This window comes from Haloferax sp. AB510 (assembly GCF_024136985.1).
Lineage (GTDB): Archaea > Halobacteriota > Halobacteria > Halobacteriales > Haloferacaceae > Haloferax.
Genome location: NZ_JAMYJY010000031.1, coordinates 1 through 23,793, shown reverse-complemented (window position 1 = coordinate 23,793; position 23,793 = coordinate 1). Strand labels below are relative to the sequence as shown.

24 protein-coding genes and 2 pseudogenes are annotated in these 23,793 nt (G+C 53.1%); 8 read left to right on the top strand and 18 right to left on the bottom strand.

Features of this window, described 5'->3' with window-relative positions; translation table 11 throughout:
• Nucleotides 1–71 precede the first annotated feature (71 nt).
• A complete protein-coding gene (locus NKF06_RS08160; protein ID WP_253245089.1) occupies nt 72–515 on the bottom strand; it encodes a thiol-disulfide oxidoreductase DCC family protein in 444 nt (147 codons plus the stop codon).
• 182 nt (nt 516–697) lie between these two features.
• Between NKF06_RS08160 and NKF06_RS08155 the strand changes: the two genes are divergently transcribed.
• The 5 genes from NKF06_RS08155 (at nt 698) to NKF06_RS08135 (ending at nt 4,086) form a co-directional block, all read left to right on the top strand.
• Nucleotides 698–1,060: a hypothetical protein gene (locus tag NKF06_RS08155; RefSeq protein WP_152417950.1), complete on the top strand. Its 363-nt coding sequence runs from the start codon at nt 698–700 to the stop codon at nt 1,058–1,060.
• An 83-nt stretch (nt 1,061–1,143) separates the two neighbouring features.
• Entirely contained in the window at nt 1,144–2,226 is a 1,083-nt protein-coding gene (locus tag NKF06_RS08150; RefSeq protein WP_253245088.1) for a M23 family metallopeptidase, read from the top strand.
• A gap of 182 nt (nt 2,227–2,408) precedes the next feature.
• Nucleotides 2,409–2,801, top strand: coding sequence for a winged helix-turn-helix domain-containing protein (locus NKF06_RS08145; RefSeq protein ID WP_253245087.1), 393 nt, complete (start codon nt 2,409–2,411; stop codon nt 2,799–2,801).
• A 261-nt stretch (nt 2,802–3,062) separates the two neighbouring features.
• Nucleotides 3,063–3,830, top strand: coding sequence for an alpha/beta hydrolase (locus tag NKF06_RS08140; protein WP_253245086.1), 768 nt, complete (start codon nt 3,063–3,065; stop codon nt 3,828–3,830).
• A gap of 1 nt (nt 3,831) precedes the next feature.
• Complete coding sequence (locus NKF06_RS08135; RefSeq protein WP_253245085.1) at nt 3,832–4,086, top strand: hypothetical protein; 255 nt, start codon at nt 3,832–3,834, stop codon at nt 4,084–4,086.
• Between the two features lie 101 nt (nt 4,087–4,187).
• Here NKF06_RS08135 and NKF06_RS08130 read toward each other — a convergent pair whose 3' ends face one another.
• The 12 genes and pseudogenes from NKF06_RS08130 to NKF06_RS21145 form a co-directional block, all read right to left on the bottom strand.
• The gene (locus NKF06_RS08130; RefSeq protein ID WP_253245084.1) at nt 4,188–4,763 is read right to left on the bottom strand and encodes a hypothetical protein; all 576 of its coding nucleotides are present in this window, start codon (nt 4,761–4,763) and stop codon (nt 4,188–4,190) included.
• A complete protein-coding gene (locus NKF06_RS08125) occupies nt 4,750–5,769 on the bottom strand; it encodes a hypothetical protein (RefSeq protein WP_253245083.1) in 1,020 nt (339 codons plus the stop codon). The genes NKF06_RS08130 and NKF06_RS08125 overlap by 14 nt, the downstream gene beginning before the upstream one ends.
• Nucleotides 5,766–6,635 (bottom strand): ABC transporter ATP-binding protein, encoded by an 870-nt coding sequence (locus NKF06_RS08120; RefSeq protein WP_253245097.1) that lies wholly within the window; start codon nt 6,633–6,635, stop codon nt 5,766–5,768. The genes NKF06_RS08125 and NKF06_RS08120 overlap by 4 nt, the downstream gene beginning before the upstream one ends.
• A gap of 278 nt (nt 6,636–6,913) precedes the next feature.
• Nucleotides 6,914–7,324, bottom strand: coding sequence for a hypothetical protein (locus NKF06_RS08115; protein WP_253245082.1), 411 nt, complete (start codon nt 7,322–7,324; stop codon nt 6,914–6,916).
• Between the two features lie 71 nt (nt 7,325–7,395).
• Nucleotides 7,396–8,667 (bottom strand): C39 family peptidase, encoded by a 1,272-nt coding sequence (locus tag NKF06_RS08110; protein WP_253245081.1) that lies wholly within the window; start codon nt 8,665–8,667, stop codon nt 7,396–7,398.
• Between the two features lie 1,647 nt (nt 8,668–10,314).
• Nucleotides 10,315–11,544 carry a cytochrome P450 gene (locus NKF06_RS08105; RefSeq protein WP_253245080.1) on the bottom strand — a complete coding sequence of 410 codons (1,230 nt, stop codon included), beginning with the start codon at nt 11,542–11,544 and terminating at the stop codon, nt 10,315–10,317.
• 51 nt (nt 11,545–11,595) lie between these two features.
• Complete coding sequence (locus NKF06_RS08100) at nt 11,596–12,378, bottom strand: hypothetical protein (RefSeq protein ID WP_253245079.1); 783 nt, start codon at nt 12,376–12,378, stop codon at nt 11,596–11,598.
• A 73-nt stretch (nt 12,379–12,451) separates the two neighbouring features.
• Nucleotides 12,452–13,390: a UbiA family prenyltransferase gene (locus NKF06_RS08095; protein WP_253245078.1), complete on the bottom strand. Its 939-nt coding sequence runs from the start codon at nt 13,388–13,390 to the stop codon at nt 12,452–12,454.
• 336 nt (nt 13,391–13,726) lie between these two features.
• Nucleotides 13,727–13,927, bottom strand: coding sequence for a hypothetical protein (locus NKF06_RS08090; protein ID WP_253245077.1), 201 nt, complete (start codon nt 13,925–13,927; stop codon nt 13,727–13,729).
• 75 nt (nt 13,928–14,002) lie between these two features.
• Nucleotides 14,003–14,479: a PIN domain-containing protein gene (locus NKF06_RS08085; RefSeq protein WP_253245076.1), complete on the bottom strand. Its 477-nt coding sequence runs from the start codon at nt 14,477–14,479 to the stop codon at nt 14,003–14,005.
• Complete coding sequence (locus NKF06_RS08080) at nt 14,476–14,763, bottom strand: AbrB/MazE/SpoVT family DNA-binding domain-containing protein (protein WP_256477259.1); 288 nt, start codon at nt 14,761–14,763, stop codon at nt 14,476–14,478. The genes NKF06_RS08085 and NKF06_RS08080 overlap by 4 nt, the downstream gene beginning before the upstream one ends.
• A 364-nt stretch (nt 14,764–15,127) precedes the next feature.
• Nucleotides 15,128–15,769 (bottom strand): annotated as a pseudogene (locus NKF06_RS21145) (transcription initiation factor IIB family protein); the annotation flags it as partial.
• On the opposite strand from NKF06_RS21145, the gene NKF06_RS08070 reads away from it, so the two are divergent.
• Nucleotides 15,726–16,607, top strand: coding sequence for a cell division control protein Cdc6 (locus NKF06_RS08070; RefSeq protein WP_253245073.1), 882 nt, complete (start codon nt 15,726–15,728; stop codon nt 16,605–16,607). The pseudogene NKF06_RS21145 and the gene NKF06_RS08070 overlap by 44 nt on opposite strands.
• 220 nt (nt 16,608–16,827) lie before the next feature.
• Here NKF06_RS08070 and NKF06_RS08065 read toward each other — a convergent pair whose 3' ends face one another.
• On the bottom strand, nt 16,828–17,319 hold the full coding sequence (locus tag NKF06_RS08065) for a hypothetical protein (RefSeq protein ID WP_253245072.1): 492 nt from the start codon (nt 17,317–17,319) through the stop codon (nt 16,828–16,830).
• A 276-nt stretch (nt 17,320–17,595) separates the two neighbouring features.
• Between NKF06_RS08065 and NKF06_RS08060 the strand changes: the two genes are divergently transcribed.
• A complete protein-coding gene (locus NKF06_RS08060; RefSeq protein WP_253245071.1) occupies nt 17,596–18,003 on the top strand; it encodes a hypothetical protein in 408 nt (135 codons plus the stop codon).
• A 986-nt stretch (nt 18,004–18,989) separates the two neighbouring features.
• Here the strand turns inward: NKF06_RS08060 and NKF06_RS08055 are convergent.
• Together NKF06_RS08055 and NKF06_RS21140 are read right to left on the bottom strand one after the other, a co-directional pair.
• Nucleotides 18,990–19,457, bottom strand: coding sequence for a transcriptional regulator (locus NKF06_RS08055; protein WP_004062178.1), 468 nt, complete (start codon nt 19,455–19,457; stop codon nt 18,990–18,992).
• 19 nt (nt 19,458–19,476) lie between these two features.
• Nucleotides 19,477–19,745, bottom strand: a pseudogene (locus tag NKF06_RS21140) (DUF6516 family protein).
• A gap of 415 nt (nt 19,746–20,160) precedes the next feature.
• On the opposite strand from NKF06_RS21140, the gene NKF06_RS08045 reads away from it, so the two are divergent.
• Nucleotides 20,161–20,445, top strand: a complete 285-nt coding sequence (locus tag NKF06_RS08045; RefSeq protein WP_050460124.1) for a PadR family transcriptional regulator — start codon at nt 20,161–20,163, stop codon at nt 20,443–20,445.
• A 649-nt stretch (nt 20,446–21,094) separates the two neighbouring features.
• Here NKF06_RS08045 and NKF06_RS08040 read toward each other — a convergent pair.
• Both NKF06_RS08040 and NKF06_RS08035 read right to left on the bottom strand, forming a co-directional pair.
• Nucleotides 21,095–22,252 (bottom strand): hypothetical protein, encoded by a 1,158-nt coding sequence (locus tag NKF06_RS08040; RefSeq protein WP_253245069.1) that lies wholly within the window; start codon nt 22,250–22,252, stop codon nt 21,095–21,097.
• 243 nt (nt 22,253–22,495) lie between these two features.
• On the bottom strand, nt 22,496–23,395 hold the full coding sequence (locus tag NKF06_RS08035) for a DNA-binding protein (RefSeq protein ID WP_253245068.1): 900 nt from the start codon (nt 23,393–23,395) through the stop codon (nt 22,496–22,498).
• Nucleotides 23,396–23,793: the final 398 nt, after the last annotated feature.

The window sequence follows — 23,793 nt, the reverse complement described above, 5'->3', positions numbered from 1 at the left end:
AGCATGCCTAAACACACAAGACCTCTCGCAAAGCGAGTAGGTACTCACACTGGACAGAGATAATTGGGTACTCAGACATCACTCGAACTTAAAAACCGGCCCTGTCGGTCAGGCGTTGGCATCATGCACCGGTCTTGCTTTCCAAATATCGAATAGCGGTTATTTGCTACCAGCATATACACTCTATCTCGGATTGATTGTGGAATGAATCGAAGATAGGGGGCATGACCATACAGACCATCCAGATACCCAGCGATAGCTAACGCGGCGTCGGACTTCTCATAGTACGTCTCGTCTTCAATGAGCACGATTGAGTCGTTCTTATCATCTGGAAGGTCTATGGATCGTAGGAGCTCTTGACCAACTTCTGACTGAAGTGATGCAAACCGAAGATTTGCATCTTCATCGTTCTCAATGAGAAACTGAACGAAGCCATTACAGAGATTACAGACTCCATCAAACAGCACAACCGGTGTGTCGATGTCTTTGTGCGCGTCAGAGCCCGAGTTACTCATAAAAACAACATTATATGGTGAGATGTTAAACCTGCCGCAGGAAGCAGAAAAATAGCTCCAAACGAGTTATACACCAATCACAATTTTATTTTACACGCTTTTCAAAATCGAATTATTTCGCACACCTGATATCAATTTTATTACAATAAATTCATACTAAGTGTGGGTGAGAACACATTTGCATGTCTGACAATAGGTCAGCTGCCGACGACAGTAAAGGAGGAATGGATTTGATTGAAACCAGCAATGTCGAGGTCCAAGAGGTTGCGTCCACCTCAATTCCAGATGACATGGAAGGTGCGGTTTTCTCGGCTCCGGACCCAGAACCCGACGTTTACCCTGCGGCCGTTGCGTACGTCGGCGCGGCAGGGTTTGCGTATGCGGCAGGAACGACCGTCGGTGAGGCCGCTGGTGACGCAGTGGTTGACGCCGTTTCTGGCGGGCGGTTAATTTCTGAAATCTCGGAAAACGACCTCGACTCCGGTGTTTCCAAGCATTCGTCGGCTGAAGAGCTTCTGTCGGCTCACAAGCAGACGAAGAACTAAGACCCAACCTCGACAGAATTTTTGGTAGAGAGTTCTACTAAGTCAACAGAGAATTTAGGAATCTACAATAGAACTTTCCGTACATGTCCACCAGTATATCACACCCATTTGGCACGAGTGGTTCATCGATCGACAGAACAATCTCCCGAATTGGGAACGCTTGTTGGCGACTCGGTTTTTTGGGATTCCTTGGTCTGTTGGAACACCTTCAAAGTCTCTGGCAACCCCTCGAACTCGCGCAGGTCTTCAACGCTCTGTTTCTGTTTTTTCTTGTCCCCCCAATATTGGGATCTGCTCAATACATGTGGAAGTATAGTCGGTCCAAGATCGAGCAGGCTGAGGCCAGTAACGATGATGACCCCACAGACTGGATGACAACCGGCTACGAGCCGAACCCTCTCAAATTACTCCAGACGTTTGTGTTCATGCTCCACCCGAACACGGTGGTAAGAGGCACCGTGCAACTATTTGGCAGCCTCGTCGTGTTCATTCGATATCGGGGTCACCTACCAATCCCACCCGAATACGAGACGGCGGTAGACTATACACTACCATTCCGAGGTAAATGGACGGTGCACTCCGGTAGCCCAGACCCTGAATATTCACATTCGTGGTTCCCGGTCCAGCAGCGGTATGCATACGACTTCGTGAAAACCGATGAGCAAGGAAATACGCATGATGGGACTGGTGGCCCAGAATCGTTCTACTGTTTTGACGAGCCCGTTACTGCACCTGCAGATGGCACCGTAATTAGGTCGCTGGATGGTCACAGGGACCATCACCGTACGACTGGCTGGCTTGACCCGCTACAGTACCGCTTAGCTGGAAACTGTGTTATTATTAAGCACGCTCCAGCAGAGTACAGTTTCCTTGGACATCTTAAGCAAGGGAGTGTCTGTGTGTCCGAGGGCGACACAGTAAGCCGCGGCGAGGTAATCGGTCGGTGTGGCCACTCTGGAAATTCAACCGAACCACATCTTCACTTCCAGGTTCAGGACAATCCCCGGTTCTATCTTTCGATGAGCCTCCCATTCCAATTCACTGAAATCGCTGTTGAGGACCGAGATAGAGACGCAGAACCGAAGCAAAGAGCGTACATTCACTGTGGCCAGTTAGTTCAAAATCAACTACGCAGGTTCTCATCCGATTCAGACAACGAAGTCTGAAGCGCACAGAGATGAGAGAGGAACATCGCGCTTCTCATGGGAAAGAGAGTCAACTGCGCTCCAGATTAGACATTGATGGAAGCGATACTATGCCCACTTGGATTCCACCTACTCAAAAAATTTAACTTTGAAGTGTTATTATGCTATCATAGGTATGAGCGACCGAGACCCAGTGTAGTATAATGTCACGTGATACTTCGAACGACCCCAACAACGTTGTAGACCGCACGCAAGCCGAGGATCCAGCTGGGTGGTTGGTCCTGACACAAAACGATAGCGCGGCGAAAATAATTGATGCCCTTATCAAGAAAAAAGTGCGTCGTGAGATGAATAAATCAGAGATAGCAGATATTTCAGGTGTGAGCAGGCAGTCGGTGCTCAACCATATTGACCTTCTCATTGAGATAGGGGTACTCGATAAGGTCCAAAGAACGAAGCCACAACGATACCAATTCAATCTTGATTCGGACGTTTGTAAAGCGGTCACTCGACTCGACGCTGCGATGCACTCTGACGGTATAGATAGCGTCGAAGAGGGGATGCTGTTAGAACCGTTTGATAGCCGCGACAATTGAGTAGCAACGTAGAGGAGTTCCTTCGAGGAGAGAGATTTACGTTGAGAGAAACCGATAGCGACGGTGGCAGTCACCTCCAAAGCACGCTTCTTGGAACGAACACTTCCACCCCACTAGGCTCGCGTATTTACGTGGCGGATTCGTCGACAACACTACAGACAAACAACCGATGAACGCAAACATATTCGCCCCTGGTAGGTCCTCACCGACTCCAGCCTTCGACCCGAAGACAACTGTCCACAGTCGATATCGACCGAACCAATGACCCGAGAGTCACCAGCACAGGGTGGCAGTACTGATAGTGGGACGTCGTTCGTACTCATTCCCGGTGCGTGGCTCGGAGGATGGTGTTGGAAGCATCTCACACCCTACCTCAACGAAGAGGGACACGAGGTATACACCCCGACACTGACGGGTCTCGGCGAACGAGTACACCTCGCTCGTCCTGACACCGACCTCGAAACACACGTCCGCGACATCGTGAACGTCATTGAGTACGAAAATCTTGAGGACGTTGTCCTCGTTGGCCACAGTTACGCAGGGTTGGTGGTTCTGGGGGTGGCAGAGGAGATTCCGGAGCGACTCGCACACGTCGTCTACCTTGACGCGCTGGTCCCGATGGACGACGACCCCGTCTCAGCCGCCGACTTCTATCCACCGGAGGAGTGGACAGCGATGGAAGAGGCTGCAGAGGACAACGACGGCGGGTGGCCACTGCCAGATGACCATCCTGACTGGGTCGGTATCTCGGATGAAGACACGGCATGGATGCGAAAAAAGGCGACACCCCATCCACTGAATACGTTCAGACAGACCGTGGCGGCGGAGAACCCGGATACAAAGAATGTCCCGCATTCGTACATCCTCTGTCGACACAACGGGATGGACGAGAGTGTACTAGAGATGGTCCGTCAACTCTGTGCCGAACGAGCGTGGGAGTTGTCTGAATTGGAGACCGGCCACTGGCCGATGGTATCTACCCCTCAGAAACTCGCCCAACACCTGCTCGACATTCCACAGAGCAACTGAGTTGGACCGGCGAGAGGAGGTCTCGGTCGAACTCGAACTCGACTCCGAATCGGACGAAGAGCTGTTCGCGGACACGATGTCTCTCTCGCCGGACAGCGAGGTCACCGAAGACGACGTCCTCCCGTCCTCAGGCACCGTGACATTGACTGCGAGGGTCAGTGAAGATCTCAGTAATATGGAGTCGTTCGGGGTGGACGAAGCCACGTCGCTCCATATCGACATCGAAGACACGATAGCATTCGAGAAAACGGTCTAAACGGCGGCGACCACCAGTCCCGAGTTCGCTCTGAGCGTATCGATCCGTAGTGGGACACGAACGATTCGATTCCTGTGTGAGTTGATTAACCGATACACGAGCTATGTCTTCCGGCGAGCGAACGCAGTCGCCCCCAACGCCACGATAGCGAGGACGAGATACGCGGTTGTAACCCCGGAGCTGACTGTCGCTTCCTCCGCACCGATGTAATCGAGTGGACGGAACCCGTTCATCGGGCCCGCATACCAGGCGACTAGATATGCGGTCTCGAACGCGAGCTGACTGCCAGTCAACGTTCCGAGTGCGAACGCGATCGCCGGGAGGGCGAGCAGCCCGACGATCCAGGCGAACATCGCACCAAATGCCCCGTTGATTGCGAAAATGATGCCCGCTGGTAGCGTTATCGCGAGGCCGACTGTGGTGGCGGAGAGATAAGAGGCGGCGAGCAACGCGTATGGCCCGCCCGTAACGAATACCAGCTCCTCTGTTCTGTGGATTTGCTCTCGCGTCCCCAGTTCGGACCACAACGAAAGTGGCAGGAGCAGTGCGAGCGGGAGGACAGCCGACCGGAGGGCGTCGACGGATGGAATGAACGACAACAGCAGCGCGAGGATACAAGCGACGTACCACCACCGCGGGCGGTTCTGTACCGCGAGCCGGAGTTCAGAAACGAACACACGCTTGAATTGGAAGCCGGTTCGTGTTACTGGTGACAGCGACCCGAGGCTCGAAAGGGACTCGTCGGTTGGGGCAAGGACTGCGGGGGGGGGAAGAGGACTCGTTCTGTTCGTCTGTATTATCTCCGTTGGAACCGAAGGGAAGTAACGATCTGAACGTCCACAGTCCGGAATCGTCTAGCCTGTTGAACGAGAGGTGGGCGGTCACCAGCAGGCCGCCAGCGACGAGAAGCTGTGGAATCCGCAACAGCACGTGTTCGGCGGTCCATCTGACCCCAGACCAAGTGAAGGTCTTCAGCTCCGACGCAGAATTTGTGTAGAAGAAGCTGACCCCTCTGCCATCGAAGCTGGGGTACTGCTCGGCGATGGCGACTCCCATACTCTGTCGGAAGATATGGACGCCACCGACATCAAGCAGCTCAGTCGTAGACGTCCCGAGAAGGATGACAGCGACCGCTGCGAACACGTACAATACGTTCCCTCCGGTTCCGGACAAAAACCTATTGCTCTCGAAGCAGACTGCCGCGGCTGCGACGACAGCTATCGTCGGGATCGTAACAAAAAGGTACGGTGCGAACAACGCCCATCCGTCGAACGAGCCAGTCCCCTGGAGAAGGAACGCCACTGCAGTCAATCCGGCAAGAACACCAGTTGTGACCGTCAGTAGCAGGAAATTACTCAGCCACTTCCCAAGGAGATAGCTAGCATTTGAGAATGGGGCTGTCGAAATGAGTTCCGCGAGGCCAGGTTGTCGGTCTCTAGTGATACCACCGCGGACGAGGGCGAATCCGAACAAGAAGAGCAGTAACGTCCCAATGGCACAAAGCATCGCCCCATACCAGGCGGCTGTCGGCACGCCGGTGTACTCCTCGGCGACGACGAGGGTCGTGTCGACCGTTATCAACTTGGCGAAGTACGCCAGCAGTACAGGGACGACCAGCCACTTTTTTGTCCGTGATCGCTGTTTGAAATCCGCTCGTGCCACGGCCAGCACTTCTGTTATCACGTCCGGTCGCCCCCATTCGTTATTTGGAGGTAGGCGTCTTCGAGCGTCGGTTCCACTTGTTTGGCGCCCGGTGACGGGGACTCCTTGCTGACGATACGGGCAAGAACGCCGTTCCGAGTCCGTCTGGCACCACTGACGATATAATCGCGTTTCACCGCTGGCAGCTCGGAGTCAGAAACGTTCCACTCCCAGACAGCCCCTGCCGCCCGGTCGAGAAGGGCGGCCGGACGGTCATGCAGGAGCAACTTTCCGCCGGAGAGGAGCGCGATCTCAGTAGCCGCCTCTTCGATATCCGAGACAATGTGCGTTGAGAGGACGACGATCCGGTCCTCGGCGAGTTCAGACAAGAGATTTCGGAAGCGGACCCGTTCCTCCGGGTCGAGCCCAACGGTCGGTTCGTCGACGACCAGCAACTCAGGGTCCGCAAGCAGGCATTGTGCGATGCCGATACGCTGTTTCATGCCACCCGAGAACCCTCCCAGAGCGCGGTCCCAGTCGTCCTCGAGGTTAACGAGTTCGAGTAGCTCGCTGATACGGTCCTCGGCGTCGGCGATACCACGGATGCCGGCCAGATACTCCAAGAACTCCTCGGCCGTCAGGTTCGGGTAGACGCCGAACTCCTGTGGAAGGTAGCCCAGTTCTTTTCGGATCGCATCGGGCTCGCTGGTCACGTCAACGCCGTTCCACTGAACCGAACCTTCCGTTGGCTGCTGGAATGTGGTCAGGATCCGCATAAGTGTCGACTTCCCAGCACCGTTGGGACCGAGCAACCCGACGACACCCTCAGAGCAGGAGAACGTCACATCGCGAAGTGCCCAAGTGTCGCCGTACTGCTTTCCGAGGCCGTCTACAACAAGTTTTTCCATAGAGATGTCATCATGCAAGAATGTGTGCACAATGTAAATATCTTTTGTCCTGTTCCTTAGCACCTCACTCGCAGTGCGTGCGCTCCCAGGCTTTGGTCGACGCTTTTCGGTAGAACAACCGAACTCGATAATCCTTGGGCAAAGCCTTTGCCAAGAAATCGTGTCTGATCGATTGTCCTCGTTCTCGATCTGCCACCAGCGGCTGTACCGAGAGTCAACGTCTCAGTTGCACCCGGCTTGACTGAGAAATTCGTCGCACGGACCGCTGTTCGTTTTGTTTAGAATGAGGCCTCTGTAAATCGACTCAAACTGTCAATCATTACGGCACTCGCTAGTATGACCCCGAGAACCGACGCTGGAAACACACTAAGAAGCGGATTGGCACGATCAATGTGTGGGCCAATGACAGCGTAGGTACTGGCGAGAATCGTGACTACTGAGACGATGAAAATCGCCTGAGTATACCAGTTTGATCTATCAGTAGTTGCAAGCCTAGATACCACTAGAATTGCCAAGAGTCCTATTGGGAGAGCCAACGTCCAAATCCCTGTCCCTGCCAGTTCGATAATCGGTGGCCATGGGATATCTGGACCGAGTGCAACGAACGAGATCCCCATTGCAAGGATAGCTGCGGAGAGGAGGGCTTCCACAGCTCTGCCATACTCGTGATATCGAGACTCAACACTCATATGAAGTATCTAATAATTAATGTCTATTCAGTAAATATTTTTTGGGCTATTAGGTGAGACGGCCCAACTCTCTACTTGACAAAAACCTTGGTGACAGTAGCTGCGAGCCATGCACCCCAGCTGAGGTCGTGGGAGTTGTACCCCCATGTATCATAGAGCTCGAGAGTATCCTTGGAGGCATCGTACCCGATTCCCGCGACACTATGTTCATTGTAGGGTTGGTCGCGACCGCTTGCTGTGTCACCGCTGGTCATATTGAGGACGAATGGCCGATCGTTGTCGATTTCGCCCTCAGCGAACACACGGTCAAGCGTGACAGCAATCGACTTGGAGCCGTAATCATTGTCTCCACCGCTGTAGGACCGGATCCCATCATCGATGAACCCAGGTGGTGTTGCGCCATCGAAGGGGTCAGTCTCGAACGTACCGAACTCGTCATGAAGTTCGTCGATCATTGCTTCGGCCGCTTCGTAGCTGCCGTTCTGGGAGTACCCTTCGTGGTAGTTGAGAACCATCGCAGCGGCAATCGGGGAGCAACCGTCCCAGTAACCCCACGGGTCCGGGTCGCTCCCAACATAGCCAGAACTACTGCCACCGCCGGGGTCGCCTCGAGGTTCACCGTCTTCTAGCGTCTGGTCATACGCAGGGACATCAGACGCCATACTTTTCGAGCCACTCCAGCCAGTCGCAGTCGGCTGGATGGTAGTGGAATCTGTCGTACTCAGGGATTCATTGCTGGATTCGACAGCATCCCAGATACGTTTTGTCTGCTCTGAATCCGCTGCGAGCGCGTCTGTAGTTGTTCCCTTCCCAACCGTCTGTTTCTGCCCATTCCGTAGGTTTGCAACGGCACCATCTTGCATCTCGAGACCGTACTTCGTGCCAGTATGATGAATCAGGCGGCCAGTATCACGGTCACCACGCTGCTTGCGGAACTCACGAACTTCAGAGAGTTTCGATAGCGGGTGTGGTGCAGTAGATTGCTCAATGATGGCTGGTCGGTCACGTTGCGCGGATGCCGTGATATACCCAACATGCGTTGACCCGTTCAACACAGGGAAGACATAGGAACTACGCAGGTAGTTCGGCCCCTTGTCTTTGTTCTTCAGGTAGAACGTCGTTGACTTGCCGAGATCAGCATCGACCCAACTCGCGTATTTGGGGGATTGAGCAGATAATGCGAGCCGCTGTCGCGCCGCCTTCTTGGCAAGGCCTTTCGAAACGTACTTTTTCTTCCCAGACTCTATGGCAGAGCCAACCCCTGCCCCGCTAAGTGTAAGCCCGGCAAGACCGATTGTTTTGATCGCGTTACGCCTAGTGAATCTATGGTGTTTTCGTACCATATATTAAGCATTTCATATTGACATTTATATCTTGTGCCGTTATGTCTGTGAATATTATAGTGAAACCATATCCTGGGCCGGTGCTGCCTTCGCTCCCAGGGGCTAGTGAATCGCCATGCTGCAGTTGATTTAGCTATGTTACAGCACGCTTGATGTTCTGAACGACTATTTTAAACGAATTTACGAAAGTCCCGGTACCACGTCCACCATGTACGGCGTCGCCGCGTGGGCGCTTAGTCGACGAACAGTAGCCTTATACAGCGACTTTTGGTGGTATTGAGTCCAACCTACCCAGGTGTTTTGCGCGTGGTAAGCGAGTCGGAAGACGTGATATATGGCGAGGTCTTACGCTTTTCACCGATAGTTTAACCCTTGTCGCTAGCGAGACTGTGTAGGTCATACGCGTTGGGATCTTCTGCTGCTGACGCTTTCATCACGTTCCGGTGAAATCACCACTATTACAATAATACTCTTGTAATGTCTTGTTGAACGGTTCGCTTTTCAACTGTCTGCCCCCAGGTTTCGGCACTAGATGCGGAAGCGATTGAGTTGTTGGACTGTCACGGGTAGGCCTCAACTCAGCCGAGTTGGAGGAGAGCGAGTAAGACTCTCCCGTGTTGATTCGCAGTGACCACAAACTACTGTTTCTCCCGAACATGAACCGCGATGCGAGAATGCAGAAATGTTTGTCTCTGTTTCACATGGTTGAGCGGATACTTCGCTGCTAACCGTTGAGAGATTGAGAATAGCTGGCTCTGTTGAAAACCTCCTCACGTCTTGCGATTTGCTGAGTGGCTAGTTTCTCACCCGATCGGCAAAAACCGGTGGGAAGGGTCGCTCTTCTCAATGTCAACGCTGAAGGATTTCAACAGAGCCGGTAACCCGGGTCAGCACGCGTTGGTGACTGGTAAGACTCGTTAGGTAACTCGCGAGACAGCAATTCACTGGTCTTGTGGCACTGCTGGCGGTGAGAACGCCACCGCCACCGATTTCCCACCGTTTGGTCACCGTCACTCAACCGGATTGCCTAAAGCTCCGGCACCTACTGCTCAACAGTGGGAACTGGACTAACGTTAAGTGCCAATTAAATAGGCAGCCCCTAGCGAAAATATATGATTGCAATGCCGACGATCCCAGCAACCGTGAAAAGAATACCTGTCTGTTTGAGGTCTGTGGACCCGAACAGGACTCCGGAAAGACCCGCAAGTGTCATGAACACTGAAAGTAGCAACGGATAGTTCATTGTGCCAAAAATACACCACTCTCCGGGCATTAATCTTTTTGATGAAGATTCAACCTAATTATTTATCTATAGTTTGTTAGAATATAAAGTCGAAGGCATCACCAATCGCGTTAGAAATATCTGACGAGACGTCACCAACTGTATCTTGAACTGGAAACTTCTGTCGACGGCAGTTGTCGGTGTGGGTTTAATTCCAAATCATTGTTATAATATTGACGGAGGAGTACTATGCTAAGGTGTACTATAATACTGATCTATAACTAGATCTAAGCTATTCCCCACACAAGGCTATCGGTCATCAAATCCGACAGTCACAGAATTAGTTGGTTGAGTAGTTAGAGATGGGGAAACGCTAAGTTCACCCTGTGATGGCTTTGATATCCTAAACCTTCGTAATATATTAATCAAATGATCTTAGCTTCTAACCTTGCAAACCGCTCACCAACGCATCGACGCGGACCTGCAGCGAACGGGAAAAACGCACCTGTCGGCAATGATTTTTCAAACTGCTTCGACCACCGTTGTGGATTAAACTGTGTCGGTGACTGATACCAACGCGAATCCCGGTGAACGACCCACTGATTGAGCGCAATAATAGACCCTGATGGGATATGGAACCCGCTCAGTTGGTCATCCTCAATGGGTTGACGAAAAATCCCATATACTGGAGGGTATAAGCGTAGCGACTCCTGAATTACTTTGTCGAGTTCGGAATACTCGTCATTATAACCGAAGAAGTAAGAGAGCGGCTTCTCTCGGACCTCACGTGCCACGGTTTCTTGGACTTCCGGATGTCTCGCCAATAAGTCACCAGTAAATGTAAGCATAAGTGCAGTTGTCTCGTGACCTGCGAGTAACAGCGTCACGATTTCGTCTCTAAGGTCTTTTGTGTCCCAGTCTTCGTCCGACTCAAGGAGATAATTGAGGACCGTTGGTCCGTCGACATCTCCCACACGATGAGCTGCTATTAGGTCCTCGACGGCGGAATCAAGGGTGCTAATCGCGCTTCTGTATGCTCTGTTTTCTGGGGTCGGGGTCCACTCTGGAAGATACAGATACGTTTGGCTAATGCGTTCGAAATGTGCTAAGATTCGCTTGAAGGCCGGTTCTAAGTCCCAGTCTTCTGTGGAGAGATCAACACCAAAGAGTGCATCCACGATGATATTGAGTGTGAGATGCTTCATCTCCTGTTCTAAGTTAACCGTCTCTCCCGACGAAATCCGATCGATTGTTGACTGAGTGTGTGACGTGATTACTGACTGGTACTCTTCCATCCGCTTCGGATGGAAGACTGGCTCAATTCCCTGGCGCTTTGCCCGCCACTCCTCGCCTTCCGCGATAACAAGTCCATTTCCAAGTAGTGACCGGGTCACCATCTTTTGGAACCCACCTTTCTCGTAGTTCTCACTATTCGTGAGAAGGACCCGTTCGATGTCATCAGGTTCTGTCGGAAGGACGAGTCGCTGGCCAGCAACTCGAAGCTGGACGACTGGTCCGTATGTCTCGTTTAATTCCGTGAACCAATCAAGGGGGTCACGACGGAAGAATTCATAAGTGTGACCGACAATCGGAGGTGAGGGTGGCTCAGGAGGTGTTCTTCGAGTGTCTGAGTGAGTTGTCGTGCGATTATTCATGCGACTAGTTCACCTCAGGTCGTTTCTCTTGTGGTCTACTGCCATGTACCATCAATTCTCTGCGAGTTGGTATTGAGTTGCATCCGCTTTGAACGACTCATACTGCTCACGCGCCCACTTGACGGCCTCTGGTGCTGTGTTCATCAACATCCCCCGTACCCCACCGTGTTGATGGACAGTAATCCCAGCAACCTCGTCGTCCCCCCCTTCCATGACCCAGAGTGCGTAGGGGAGTTCGTCATCTGTAACAAGAAGAACTACCTGTCCAGAGTTGATCAATTCAGTAAATGATTCTCGATAATCGACTAACTCCAACAGAACATCCTCAGATACAATGATCTCTGCCGTGCATTGAGTCTCTCGAACAGCAGCCTCAACATCGTCGATATATGATTTGAGAACAACCGGTGCAAGGCCAACCATCTTTTCAGACTGTCGTAACTTCTCGGTACTCGAACTGAGAGCAGATTCTGGGAACTGAGAACCTGCTATTGAAACGGTTACTTGTCGAAGGAAAATTGGCGGCAGCTCTTTCAGATTCGGATTTTCGTTCAATATTTCGCTTGTCCGCTGAACATCGCGAATCTTGTTGAGATATTCCTGACGGATATTCAGCGAGGCCTGCCCAAGTGGAGTTGTCTGGTATTCCCGGTTGTGAGATTCAACACATTCGTACTGGAGCAACTCTGTGATCGCCCGGTCAACAGTCGACCGCGAACAGTCGACGGACTCAACAAGTTCTGGTTTCCGCTGTGGTTGCTCGTGAAGCGCTTGTAAGATCTCAAACCGCTTCGCAAGTACCCTCGAGAAGTCAGTATCCAGCGAACCATTCATGATGTCTCTAAGTCAAATTTTGGCAACACTAAAACATCATGGTTGGTGTAGTCGATATCCGACACCACATGAATTATATCAACAGACTGAGTGCGAACGCTACGTTCAAGAACGTCGCTACGTAGGCTGTGTTGAACCTCTGTGCGGTAATATCTGTTTGTTCTCTCTCAGACGTTCCCTTTACTCGATAGTAAAGCCACAAGTAGTGGCCAGCGACGAGAAACATCGCAACTGTACCTCCCAGAGCGTGGAGTACACCTGCACCAATTCCAGCCAAGACTGTACAGATTGCTGACAGTAGTATGCTCAATGGCACCCCAACGTTCTGTGTGAACGTCCGTATTCCTGCTTGCCGGTCGTAGTACGTGTCTGCGGCTTGGTGCAATATATGGTACCCAAACGTATAGAGAAAAATAACTCCAAGAGCGATAGCTGTATACTCAACTGATGGGTTCCCTGCAAGTATGACAAGCGGAAGTACGACGAATCCGACGTCAGTACCCGTCGTCACGAGGTGGTTCAGTATCCCTCGTTCCTTAATTCGGGGTGGGTACGAATATACAAACCCAGATATCGCAAAGAGGGCACCGCCAGCAGCGAACAGTAGTGATGACGTCTGTAGTGAGACGCACATCCAAAGAAACAGTCCAGCTGTGAGTTCAATAATTAGGATAGTATACGCACTCTCGTACCCGAGTTCATCAACTGCGGTCGCATTCTGTTGTTTCTCAGGATTTTCTTTATCGACGGCGTAATCGTGCAGTACGTCTGCGACTGATGCCTGCATTTTTGTTAGCATGGCCGCACTAAACGCAACTGAGATCTGAATCAAACTCTCTATTTCGAGGCCTAAATCTAGCTGTGAACGAGCAATTACAACGGCGAGGAGGGCATATGCTATGTTATACCCGACTGTTTCAGGAAGCCGATTTATCTGCGAGAATGCCCATAATTTCGTTGAATATCTGCTCTCAGTCTGCCGTTGTCTTGCAAACCATGGCGACATTATCATCACGTGGCTTGTTACATCATATTAACTCATTCATTGGGAATATCATCACTATTCGAAAAATTGGAACGATTGGTTTAGTACAACCTTTCGTCGTCTGGCGGTTTTGTGAGATGTCGGTTCCGTATCGGGCGTGAAATTCGATTGGGAGAGAAGTCCTTTTCGGAGTCAATACTGAACGTTTCAACAGAGTCAGATTGATGGATCTGTTGACATCTTCTGGACCTGACAGAAAGTGCGTGTTGAATATAGAAGGAGGATTCAGCAAGCGGAGCACTTGTTTCACACTAGGTGAGTCGAACGCTCCGATTAGAAGGGCGTGCGTATTGACTGACTGTGTTAGAACCAGTCGTTCTTCTTGAGGTAGAACATCGTAAATCCACAAGCCAAGCCTCCCGCAGTTCCCTCGATGACGGCACCAGTCAACTCACCGTTGAAGAGAACCGTTTGGATGGAGCTAACGACTACTACCCAGATAACAATGTTCGTCGCGACGAATACCCACGGATTCTCTAAGCCGAAATGACGGCTCTCGCTCATACTCCAATTACTGACTTCGATAGTAAATGCGTTCCCTTAGTCTGCAGAAGCAGCGCCGAAGAGACCTTCGAGACCTCACTCCGGATGAACAGTCAAAGACGGGAAGTACGTGTGGTAGAATCCAGTATCAAAACTAATTAGTGAATCTGCGTCCGCAAGTGCATGCCCGCCGATAATGAAGTCTGCCGCAATATGCTGGCGGGGTGAAAGGCTCTCTCCACACAGTTCGCAGTCAACGGCTTGTTTCTCGCCACAGGACGGACACTGAAGACCATCGGGTCGCCGCTCAGTATACTGTTGGAACTTCTCCCCCGCTTCAAAAAGTGCGGACCGTGACGGCTCGACAAGTTGGATGCTAAAGTCTTCGAGAAATTCATCCAGTTCAGCAACGGCGTCAAAGTGACCATCTGCTGCAAGTTCAGCGTAGACCACCGGTGTGATCACAAGTGGACCGTCTCGGTAAGCCTTCCGCAACGCATCTTCACTAGCGTCAGTGTAGTCGTCCTCGTACAGGAGTGCAAGAAGAGCGTTTGTATCAACTGCCGTTGTCACACCTCTGCCCCCGAATCGACATCATCGTCTGAGTCACTACCAATATCTCTTGGGTATTCACCACGCAGTCGACGCATACGCTCGGGCATCGTTTCGTCACTATCTGCGGTACCACGATATTTGTCAAACGGGTCTTGACCCTCTGCAGTCGTCGGCTTTTCTTTCCTCAGCTCGTACCCAGATTCGGTCTGTTCGAACTCAACTTCGTCACCCGGCTCAATTCCGAGGGCCTCGCGAATTGCCTTTGGGATTGTCACTTGTCCTTTCGTCGTAACGCGTGGCATTGTCCTAATACCAGTACGTGGTAATACTTTATCAGTATTACTTAATTTCTCTTACCACTCGTGATGGCCACCTCTCGGACCTAATGTCACGGTTGTGTGCTCAATTCTACATCGAGTCAATCTCGACGACGAAGCCCCGAACGCGCACCGCATGTTTCCGACGTTCTTCTCTGAAAACGAATCCACTACCCCGAGTGACAGGGTATCTCGGGAACCGAGTGGTGCTTATCCATCTCCGAATAACCGCTGCTATTCGAAATATACTCCCCATTGTTTCCGGAGAAAACTCGGACACTCAGCCGAGGAGTCCAAGCGACTCGATATTCGCTCAGATACGCGTAATATTCGTCCTCAGCGTTAATATTCACCCATCTACTCTACACAACGTCTGGTAATGCGTCCGAATTGTTTGAGTTGAGGTATCACTCACGGTCGCAACACGCGCCTGCGTGAGCGGCCAGTCCCGCACAGTCGCAGCAGTGTACACACACGCTGCCGCGACTGCATGCGGATTCGCGCCACGATGAGCCCACTCATCGCTCGATGTCTCGGCTAACGACCGTGCTCGTCGCCGAATCTGGTCTGTCACGTCAAGCACATCCGCTACCCGTGGAACGAACTCAACCGGTGCAACTGGCTTCGCAGGCAGCCCGAGTTCTGTATTGAGTGCATTGTACGCTGACCGGACGCGCGATTCTGCCACCCGTGCCAGCGGGACAAGTTCAGCGAGCGTTCGCGAGAGTCCTGCACATCGACAGGCGGCGTGGACGCTCGCAGCCGCGACTGCTTCGATCGACCGCCCCGGCAACAGATCCGCCTGCTGAGCAGACCGGAAACACCGACATGCTTGGTCACGCAAGCTGTCCGGGAGGTCAAGCGCACCGATGAGTCGCCGAACTTCGTCCAATCCATGTGCGAGCCGACGTTCACGACTCGACTGATACCGACTCCGACTGTGCTGGGTGCGAAGTCGGGAGAGTTGCTGTCGTCTGTCGCCCGGGATCGGGTTTCCAAAGCGTGGTCTCGGGACTAGCGACGCGTTCGAAGAACTCTACCGGCAACTTGACCGAGTCGGTGGGACGCACTTCTTAGTGTTCGATGAGATTGATCACCTCGACGATGTGAACACACTCCTCTATGAGCTTCCACGGGCCTCATCCAACGGGCATATCACGAACTCTCAGGTTGGTGTTATCGGGATTAGCAACAACTACACGTTTAGACAGTCACTTTCGTCGAAGGTCAAAGACACGCTGATGGAAAACGAGATCTCGTTCAGCCCATACAATGCGGACGAGCTGCAAACGATTCTCCGTGACCGCGCTGACCGAGCGTTCGTTGACGGCGCGTGTGATCGGTCGGCCATCGCCATGGCGTCTGCAATCTCTGCAAAGGATATGGGAAATGCGCGACAGGCGATTGACCTTCTCCGAGTCGGTGCAAAGGTCGCCGAGAAAAATGAAGACGAGAAAGTAAAAGACAACCACATCGAGAGCGCGAAAGAACTCGTTCAACGTGGGCGGTTGAGTAACCGAGTCCGTGATCAGACGGACCATGCACAGTATATTCTTGAAACAATTGCACATCTCGAACAGAAGAAAAAGACTCCCGCTCGCTCGAAGGAGATTAAAACGTACTACGAGCAAGTCACGAAAGAGTGGGGTTCAGAACCTCTTACGACGCTAAAGAGTATTCAAGATCACCTCTCTGACCTCCATATGCTTGGCTTCTTGCAGCGGTCTGAACAGAATGACGGTGAGAGAGGTGGCCGCCGCTATGAATATGAGCTTGACCTCGACCCACAGATAATCATCGACGCCCGCAAAGAGGTTGAATCCAAGTGAGACGTCGCATGCGGTGAGACAGACGAAATGTACTCTCACTCCCCGTCGCGCCGTAGCCGACGCCCCACCGAATACAGTCCATTCGTCAGTCACCACACCGCTGGACAGCGACGTGTACTTGACGCGATAGCTGTCAGCCGCGTCGTCGACAACGAGTCGAACAGCGATACCACGATCAGAAAGTGCCTCTCTCAGGAGTGCCATTGGCCACAGCGTCGACTCAGTAGTGGACATCAGCGGGAACGATCCACAGATGATCGTTCGACCCGACGAGTTGCTCAAGCCGTTCGCGATGCCGAATCCCGTCAGCAAACTCGTCGTAGAGGTACACCGCCGGCCCGCGGTACGCACCGAGATTGTGGCACGCATGCCTGACGAGGTCCTCATCGCGCGTGATCGCTGCGGCGTCAAGGTCGTCAACACCCTCTCGAACGCGTTCGAGGTTTCGCTCGAACTCACGAGTGGTCGCCTGCCAGCCGCGCTCAAGGAGTTCCTGGCCGTCCTCCGAGCCAACGGGTGCTGCAACCGGGAGGTCACCCCACCGGGCGCTGCCAGCGACTGTTGTTGAGTCGTCATCGAACGTCACATAATAGTCGAACACCGCCTCAGCGTGGGGGACAGCGCCCACCAGTTGATCGAACACGTCGGCGGCTCGCGAGAGGGCTTCGTCTGTTGTCGATGCAGTTACGAGTGCGTAGATTACTTGGTGCATTCGTCGTCACCTCGCCGACTCAGGAGTCGAAGTCTGTCCGACCCCCTGCGCCGGCGCCCATCGCCGGCGCACACAAACACAACCCATTACGATACACCAGTGTTCACGGTACTGTTGCTCTGGAGGAGATGGTGGACTCGATCTGTTGAGCTAGCAGTCGTTGGAGCCGTGCTGAACTCAGGGTTCAAGTCGGACCCTGGCATGATATCTCGCCTGAAAGAGTCGACCCGCTCAAAAATGATAACATACTTACTAATCTCGGATATAGTCGGACGCGTGCAACGCCGCAATGTCCTCCTCGGTGCGACCGCCACGTTGTTCGGGTTCTCCGGCTGTATCGCCCCGTTCACGTCCGACGGATCCCTTCAAGAGGTGAACGTCGAACTCCGGAATACGGATGACGGAGCGCAGACGTTCCACCTCGCGCTCGAAACCGAATCTGGCATGCTAGACTGGAAATCGCATCGTGTCAACGCGGGCGCTGACGAGCCAGTAACGATAGCCCCAGACAAAGATGTCACCCCGGTCGCAGTACACGGAGTTGTCAAGGACTTCGCCGAGAGAGTCGACATCTTAGGTGTCGATAACCTTGATGAGAACTACTGTCTCCAATTCCATTTCTGGGACTCCCATCCAATCGATGAACGACCGCAGTTGGCGCAGGTCGCCGACATCGAATGCTAACTGTGGAGCTGTTCTGCCGATAAACTCAGAAGAATTACTGCTCATTCAGTTAGTTGCCATGTCTGTCAGTCTATCTATCTCTGATTAAATCAAAAATATGCAAAATTGTAATGAATGCCCATCCGGCTGCGACGAGAGTAGAGCCCTTGTACGCCCAATAGACTGTGAAGAGCAAGGTACCAACAGTCAGTAGAAGATGAGTATGTCTACTTACATACATTTCGAATATATATTTTCGTACATGTACTAAATAACTTTCTTGGTAGCTGCACACACAGCGCGTCGTGCTGGCAGGTGTTTCCCGAATTACCACGCTGCGCGCGAGGTCTGAATCTACTCAGTTTGTTGAACAGTACGATGAAGACAACACCAACGATCATCAGTTCTAAGGCCATAGTACCTGGGTCAGAACTGAGCGCGATGTCGACAACGTGCGGTAAGTAGTCGAGGATTTTGATGAGTACCCCCCTGAGATGGCCGTCGGCCGAAGTAGTGGTAATACTTCTTCTGAGTTGCTCAGTCGTTGTACAGCCATTGATCAGACTGCCGCTTGTTTTGCATACGTGGGTCCCGCTGGTATCGCTCAATATTTCTCGCGATGACCACACGGTCGATGATGTCAACGTCAAGCGTCTGGGCGAGGTCCGTACTGCGGTGTTCGACATACGGAACACCCCCAGACCGACTCTCCAGCCCACGCTGCGGGCGGACTGCCGTCGCGTGAATCGAACCGATGCGGTGTCTGCTCGCTACACGACTGACAGCGGAGCAGTTGCCGTGTTGGTGTGGTAGATGTCGGCTGTGATGGCGAGGCGTCGACAGACGTTCGTCGAAGCGCAATCGCCGGGACAACCCACGTCTCTGAGTCCGAGAGTAACTGTTCACGCCAAGAGTCCTCAGTAATCTGCGTCCCAGCAGCGTTGTACCACCGGGAGCACCAAGAAGGTTTCAACAGGTTCAAGAAAATCGTAACCGCGAATCTCCGGCTACGCTGATGCGGGCGACGAAGACCCCTCATCACGCGGCAGACCGAACTCAACCTCAATCCGGACCGTATCGTAGGGGACGTACGGCTTCTTTGCGCGACCATCCTTCTCGAAGTGGACGATATCGTACTCAGCTAGTAGGTGTAGATCGTCGTGCACATCGTGGACGTCGCGCTCCAAGCGACTAGCCAGTGCGCGGATACTCTCGGGCGGGCGTTCCATCACCTCTTCGAGGAGTTCCATCCGCCGGTCGGTTAGCAGTTGGCGGAGCCGCGTCCGATCCTCGAAGTTGACGACATGCGGTACCTCTTCACCCTGCTCCCACCGTTCGGCCCGCTCAAGAGCCGCCGCCTGCGCCTGTTCTGCTGGGAGCGACGTGATACGGAGAGTCGAAGGGTACTCGACCTCGTCCGGGTCGGGAGTGAATTCGTCGTGCGTCGGTTCAGTGTCAGTTGGTTCGTTGCTCATAGATCTCGTTCACCTCGGTTTAGAAATCGTTGACTAGGTCGGACAGCCCTGTGAACTCCAACTTCATGATGTCGCCCTCGGGTGTATGTCGGTGGTGTCGACCAACATCCAAGTGGTACGGCGAGTTATCATACCGCAGGAGTGTGTCGCCGTCAGCGTCCATGTACTGAAAGCTGTATTTCAGTCCCTGCGGGAAGTCTTCGCTTGAGGGGACTGCCACGCGACCATCTCATACCGACTTCCATCTGGCTTCTCGTTTTCGTCCCGGTACACAACCCTTGCAGGCATCGTTTTCCTATGTTGTGGTACAACCCCAACAATGTTAAAGGTTAGCGTTTGGAACGTCCCCCAACAGACAGATTCCGTACACTCAGCACCGCTTTGGGCTTTTTTAGCGATAGGACTTCGTCCGTACCCTTTCTTTGGATGGTATTCAACGCCGTCTCACGCGGTGCTTGACTCTCGTGTGGGAGTTCGTCTCAAGCCCGTTTTCAATCGCAGCAGGACGTGGCCGAATGCTACTTGCACCTCACCAACGAGCGTCTTCGTTCAGTCGAAATTCCGCGGCCAGGTCACGGGAGGGCGGCATACCGCGTCGTGGCCGTACGTTCCGATATAAACGTTCGTCCAGCGAGGCCACTCTGAAACCCGACTGGAGGCCAACAAACGTATATGTATTCTTAAACTAGCTGTGGGCAGCAAAATGTACGATTTGACCGGGTTCCAACGCGACCTGCTGTACGTCACCGCCGGCTTGGACGAGCCACACGGGCTTGCAGTCAAAGACCAACTCGAGGACTACTACGAAACTGAGATCCACCATGGTCGGCTGTATCCCAATCTCGATACGCTCGTCGAGAAGGGACTACTCGACAAAGGTGAGAAAGACCGCCGAACGAACGTCTACGCGATTACAGCTCGCGGTCGCCGGGAGATCGAAGCCCGTGACGACTGGGAACAACAGTATACGAGCGAACTTACCACCTGACTGCTGCTACGAGACGAGTGACCGTTTTGTTCGACACCCAGTACAAGTGAGGCAGGCACCTATTTTGATCCGAGGTTCACGAACCTGTCCTGAGGCGTTTGAGTCCTAGTCCAAGTGAGCCACCGAGAGTTCCGAGTATGAGCGCAGCACTCAGACCAACCAGTCCAGCCCACGCGATGCGAAAGACTAGTCCTGGCGAAGCCCCAGTAATCCCAATCCCAGCGAGGTGAATCCCGAACCCAGCGGCAAGGGCGAATGCGAACAGCCACGTTCGCACTAGTCCATCGTCTCGAGCGGCAAGGATAGCGCTGACTACCAGTAATCCAAGCGCAAGGAACTCCCATCGAAGCAACGACACGAGAAGCTCGACACGCGACACGAAATTAAAGAAAATAGCTGAACAAACGAACACTACGAGGGAAACGAGTAGTGTTCGCGGACGAAGTTGCTTGCTGAGGTCAGACACTAGTGGGAGGACCATACTGAATACATCTCTGTGCAACCCAATAATAGTGTTGGACATTCATCATTATTTCGGAGTATCCAAATTGATACCTTCTAGAATATATTACATATATTTGTGTTCATGATAATAAAACGTAATTGTAATATTGATAAATTATTACTTCAGTTCTAGGTGACAAATCTTTCAGACGTATGTGTATCCAGCATCAGACTCAATGTGCCACGCAGCCGTCCCGAACACTTTCCCATTTGCGACTGGATTCGGGTCACGGCCGTTGCAGACACCAGCGATTCCAACTTGGTCGTGACCAACTTTCTGGTAGGCAACTGAGCCACTATCTCCATTATCAAAGTCGCTATCACCACCCCACTTAATCTGGTGTGGGCGGTCACTACATCCATCGTCAATTACGCCAATGTATCCATTTGCGGAGACGATTTCTCCAGACGTTTCACAAGTTCGGATACCCCGTTTTGTTAATTGCTCACCGTTTGCAATCTTGTCTTTGAGTGCATCCTGAGTAAATTGTTTGACAATAGTTAAATCACTCAGACTACCGCCGCCGTCAGCAATTCGACCGGCAGGTGTGTGCCCGTTAAGTGGCTCAGCAACGACAAAGTCATCTTTACAGTATGCCTCGGTTATATTACCGATTGCAGCATCTTCATCTTGGTTATACAGTTTCCGACTCGTTGGATCATCGCCGTAGAACACATGTTGACACGTAGAGAAATATCTCTCACCGTCCTTGTGTAGTGGTGCACCCATTGTACAATGAGTATTATTATGCCCACACTCCATTTCCGCCCCAGGGGGCACTAAATCACCATAGTCGGTCTCGTAACAACCCAACTCAAATGACCCAGTTTCAAACACATCAACCGGAATCTCTCCGACTTTGTCTGGTATCTGCTCCCGTGCTTCCTGAGTTGACTGAATGCTCGGATGGAAACTTCGATCAGGGTTCTTGAGAACACCAACATTTAATTGAGGACCTGCACCACCATGCTTCGGTGGCGTTAGCGTGACTTCATTGACGAACGGCTTATTTTCGAAGTTCGCTTTGTATCGCGAGTTTTCTGCACGCCTAAGCGAATCATACCAGTCACGGTTGACCTGCTTAGTTTCTGTGATAAGTGGTGAAGATTGATCTTCAAGCACTTCGCGACGAAGAGCATAGTCAATCTTGACATACTTATTGCTTCCAGGGTCTGCACGACTGGAACCTACCGTAGTAAGTGCAGTAGTTCCGATTACAGCAGAACTAACAGTTCCAAGGACCCTTCGACGTGTGGCTCTCCAGTTCTGACGACTAGTTGAATTGTCTGAATTATCAGACATAATTACTTTATGGATATACAACCATAATATAGCTGATGGCCATCTTGGATAGCGGTACACCACATTACTCCTACGGGACGATACAAGGCCAACCATTCGAAGGTTAGTAAGAATCTACGATGAACCATTCATGGTCCGAGGTCGTGGCTGCGCGCGCAGCGGCCGCGAGCACGGAGCGGAGGGTGGGGCGGTGGGGTCTGGGTCGGCCCGGCCACCAACAAAAAAGAGGGCTGCCTCGCGCCGTTAGGCGTCCCACCAGGCGTCGCGCTCGGGGAAGTGCACGGTCGTCCAGCCCGTCAGTGCAATCGAGACACGCCCATCGTACCAGTTCCGCGCCGCCCCGTGAATCCGCACGCGTTCGCCCTCACGAATCCACGGCACGTCCGAGGCTTTCCAACTCGTCAGCTTCACCTGCCCGCTTTCGTCTTCAAGGAGCCCCGCTTGCTGAATCGCCGGCGACTCAGACTCCCACACTGTCGTCAGCGTCCCTTCAACGCACACCTCACGTCGCGACACGCCCTCCAGTTTCCCGATCGGAACCATCGTCCCCGGTGCGCCCTCGAGTTCCTCGAACACGCTCACCGCTGCCGACAGCATGTCTTTCCCGCTCACCATCGCTTCACTCAGCCGCCGACTGATCGCCGCTCGCGACCAGCCATCCAGCTTCTCCGCCAACCGTGTTGCCTGAGAGTTCACCGCGCCCAACTGGTCTTGAGTTAGCTCCGTCCGAGGGTCAGCCCGGTCGGGGTCCGCCATCGGATTCACGCTTGCCGCACGCTTCTGGAACTGCCGCCGTCGCTCAGCGCTCCGCTCGGCCGCAATCGCCCGGGACCGTGCCTCACGACCCTCTTGCGAGCCCAGTTCCGCACGGGCACTAATCCGTTCAAGCTCGGCTTCCCGCGCTCGAATGCGCTCTTCTTGGGCCAACGTCACGCCGTCAATCCGCTCGTCGCTCGTGTCTGCGATCCCGTCTGGGTGGTTCGCATCCACCTTTGCCTGGATCTCCTGTTGCACCGTCGCCTGGAATGTCGGCGTCTCGTCGACAACCTCAAACCCGTCTTCATCGACTGTCGTCTCGTCCGCGTGTTCGAACGCCTGTTCAGCCACCGAAACTACCTTCCGACTCGAGTTGTTACTAGACATTGGAACTGACACGTTCCTGAAGGCGCTGACGCGCCGACGCCCGCGACCTCACTCGCGGGATTCTCACGAACCAACCTGTTGAGCCACGGCTCCGACGTCGACCGATGACGCCGTCACCGAGGTGCCCGCGCCGCGCCTTCACGCCGGACCCTGTCCGGCGCGGCGCGGCACCGACGGCACCCCCCACAGACGAGTGCGGGGGGTGAACCTCGAGGTGAGCGCGCGGTCACCGCCATATACCCAGCCGGTCACCGCGGGTCGCGCCGCGCCGAGTCCGTCCGTCGCCAGACGCAACGGAAGCGGTCGCGGCGCCGAGGCGGCACGGCCGGGGGGTATATGGTGGTGAACGGCGTCGCATACGGCCACAGCGAGGCCGCAGAGAGCGAGGACCCGCTGGA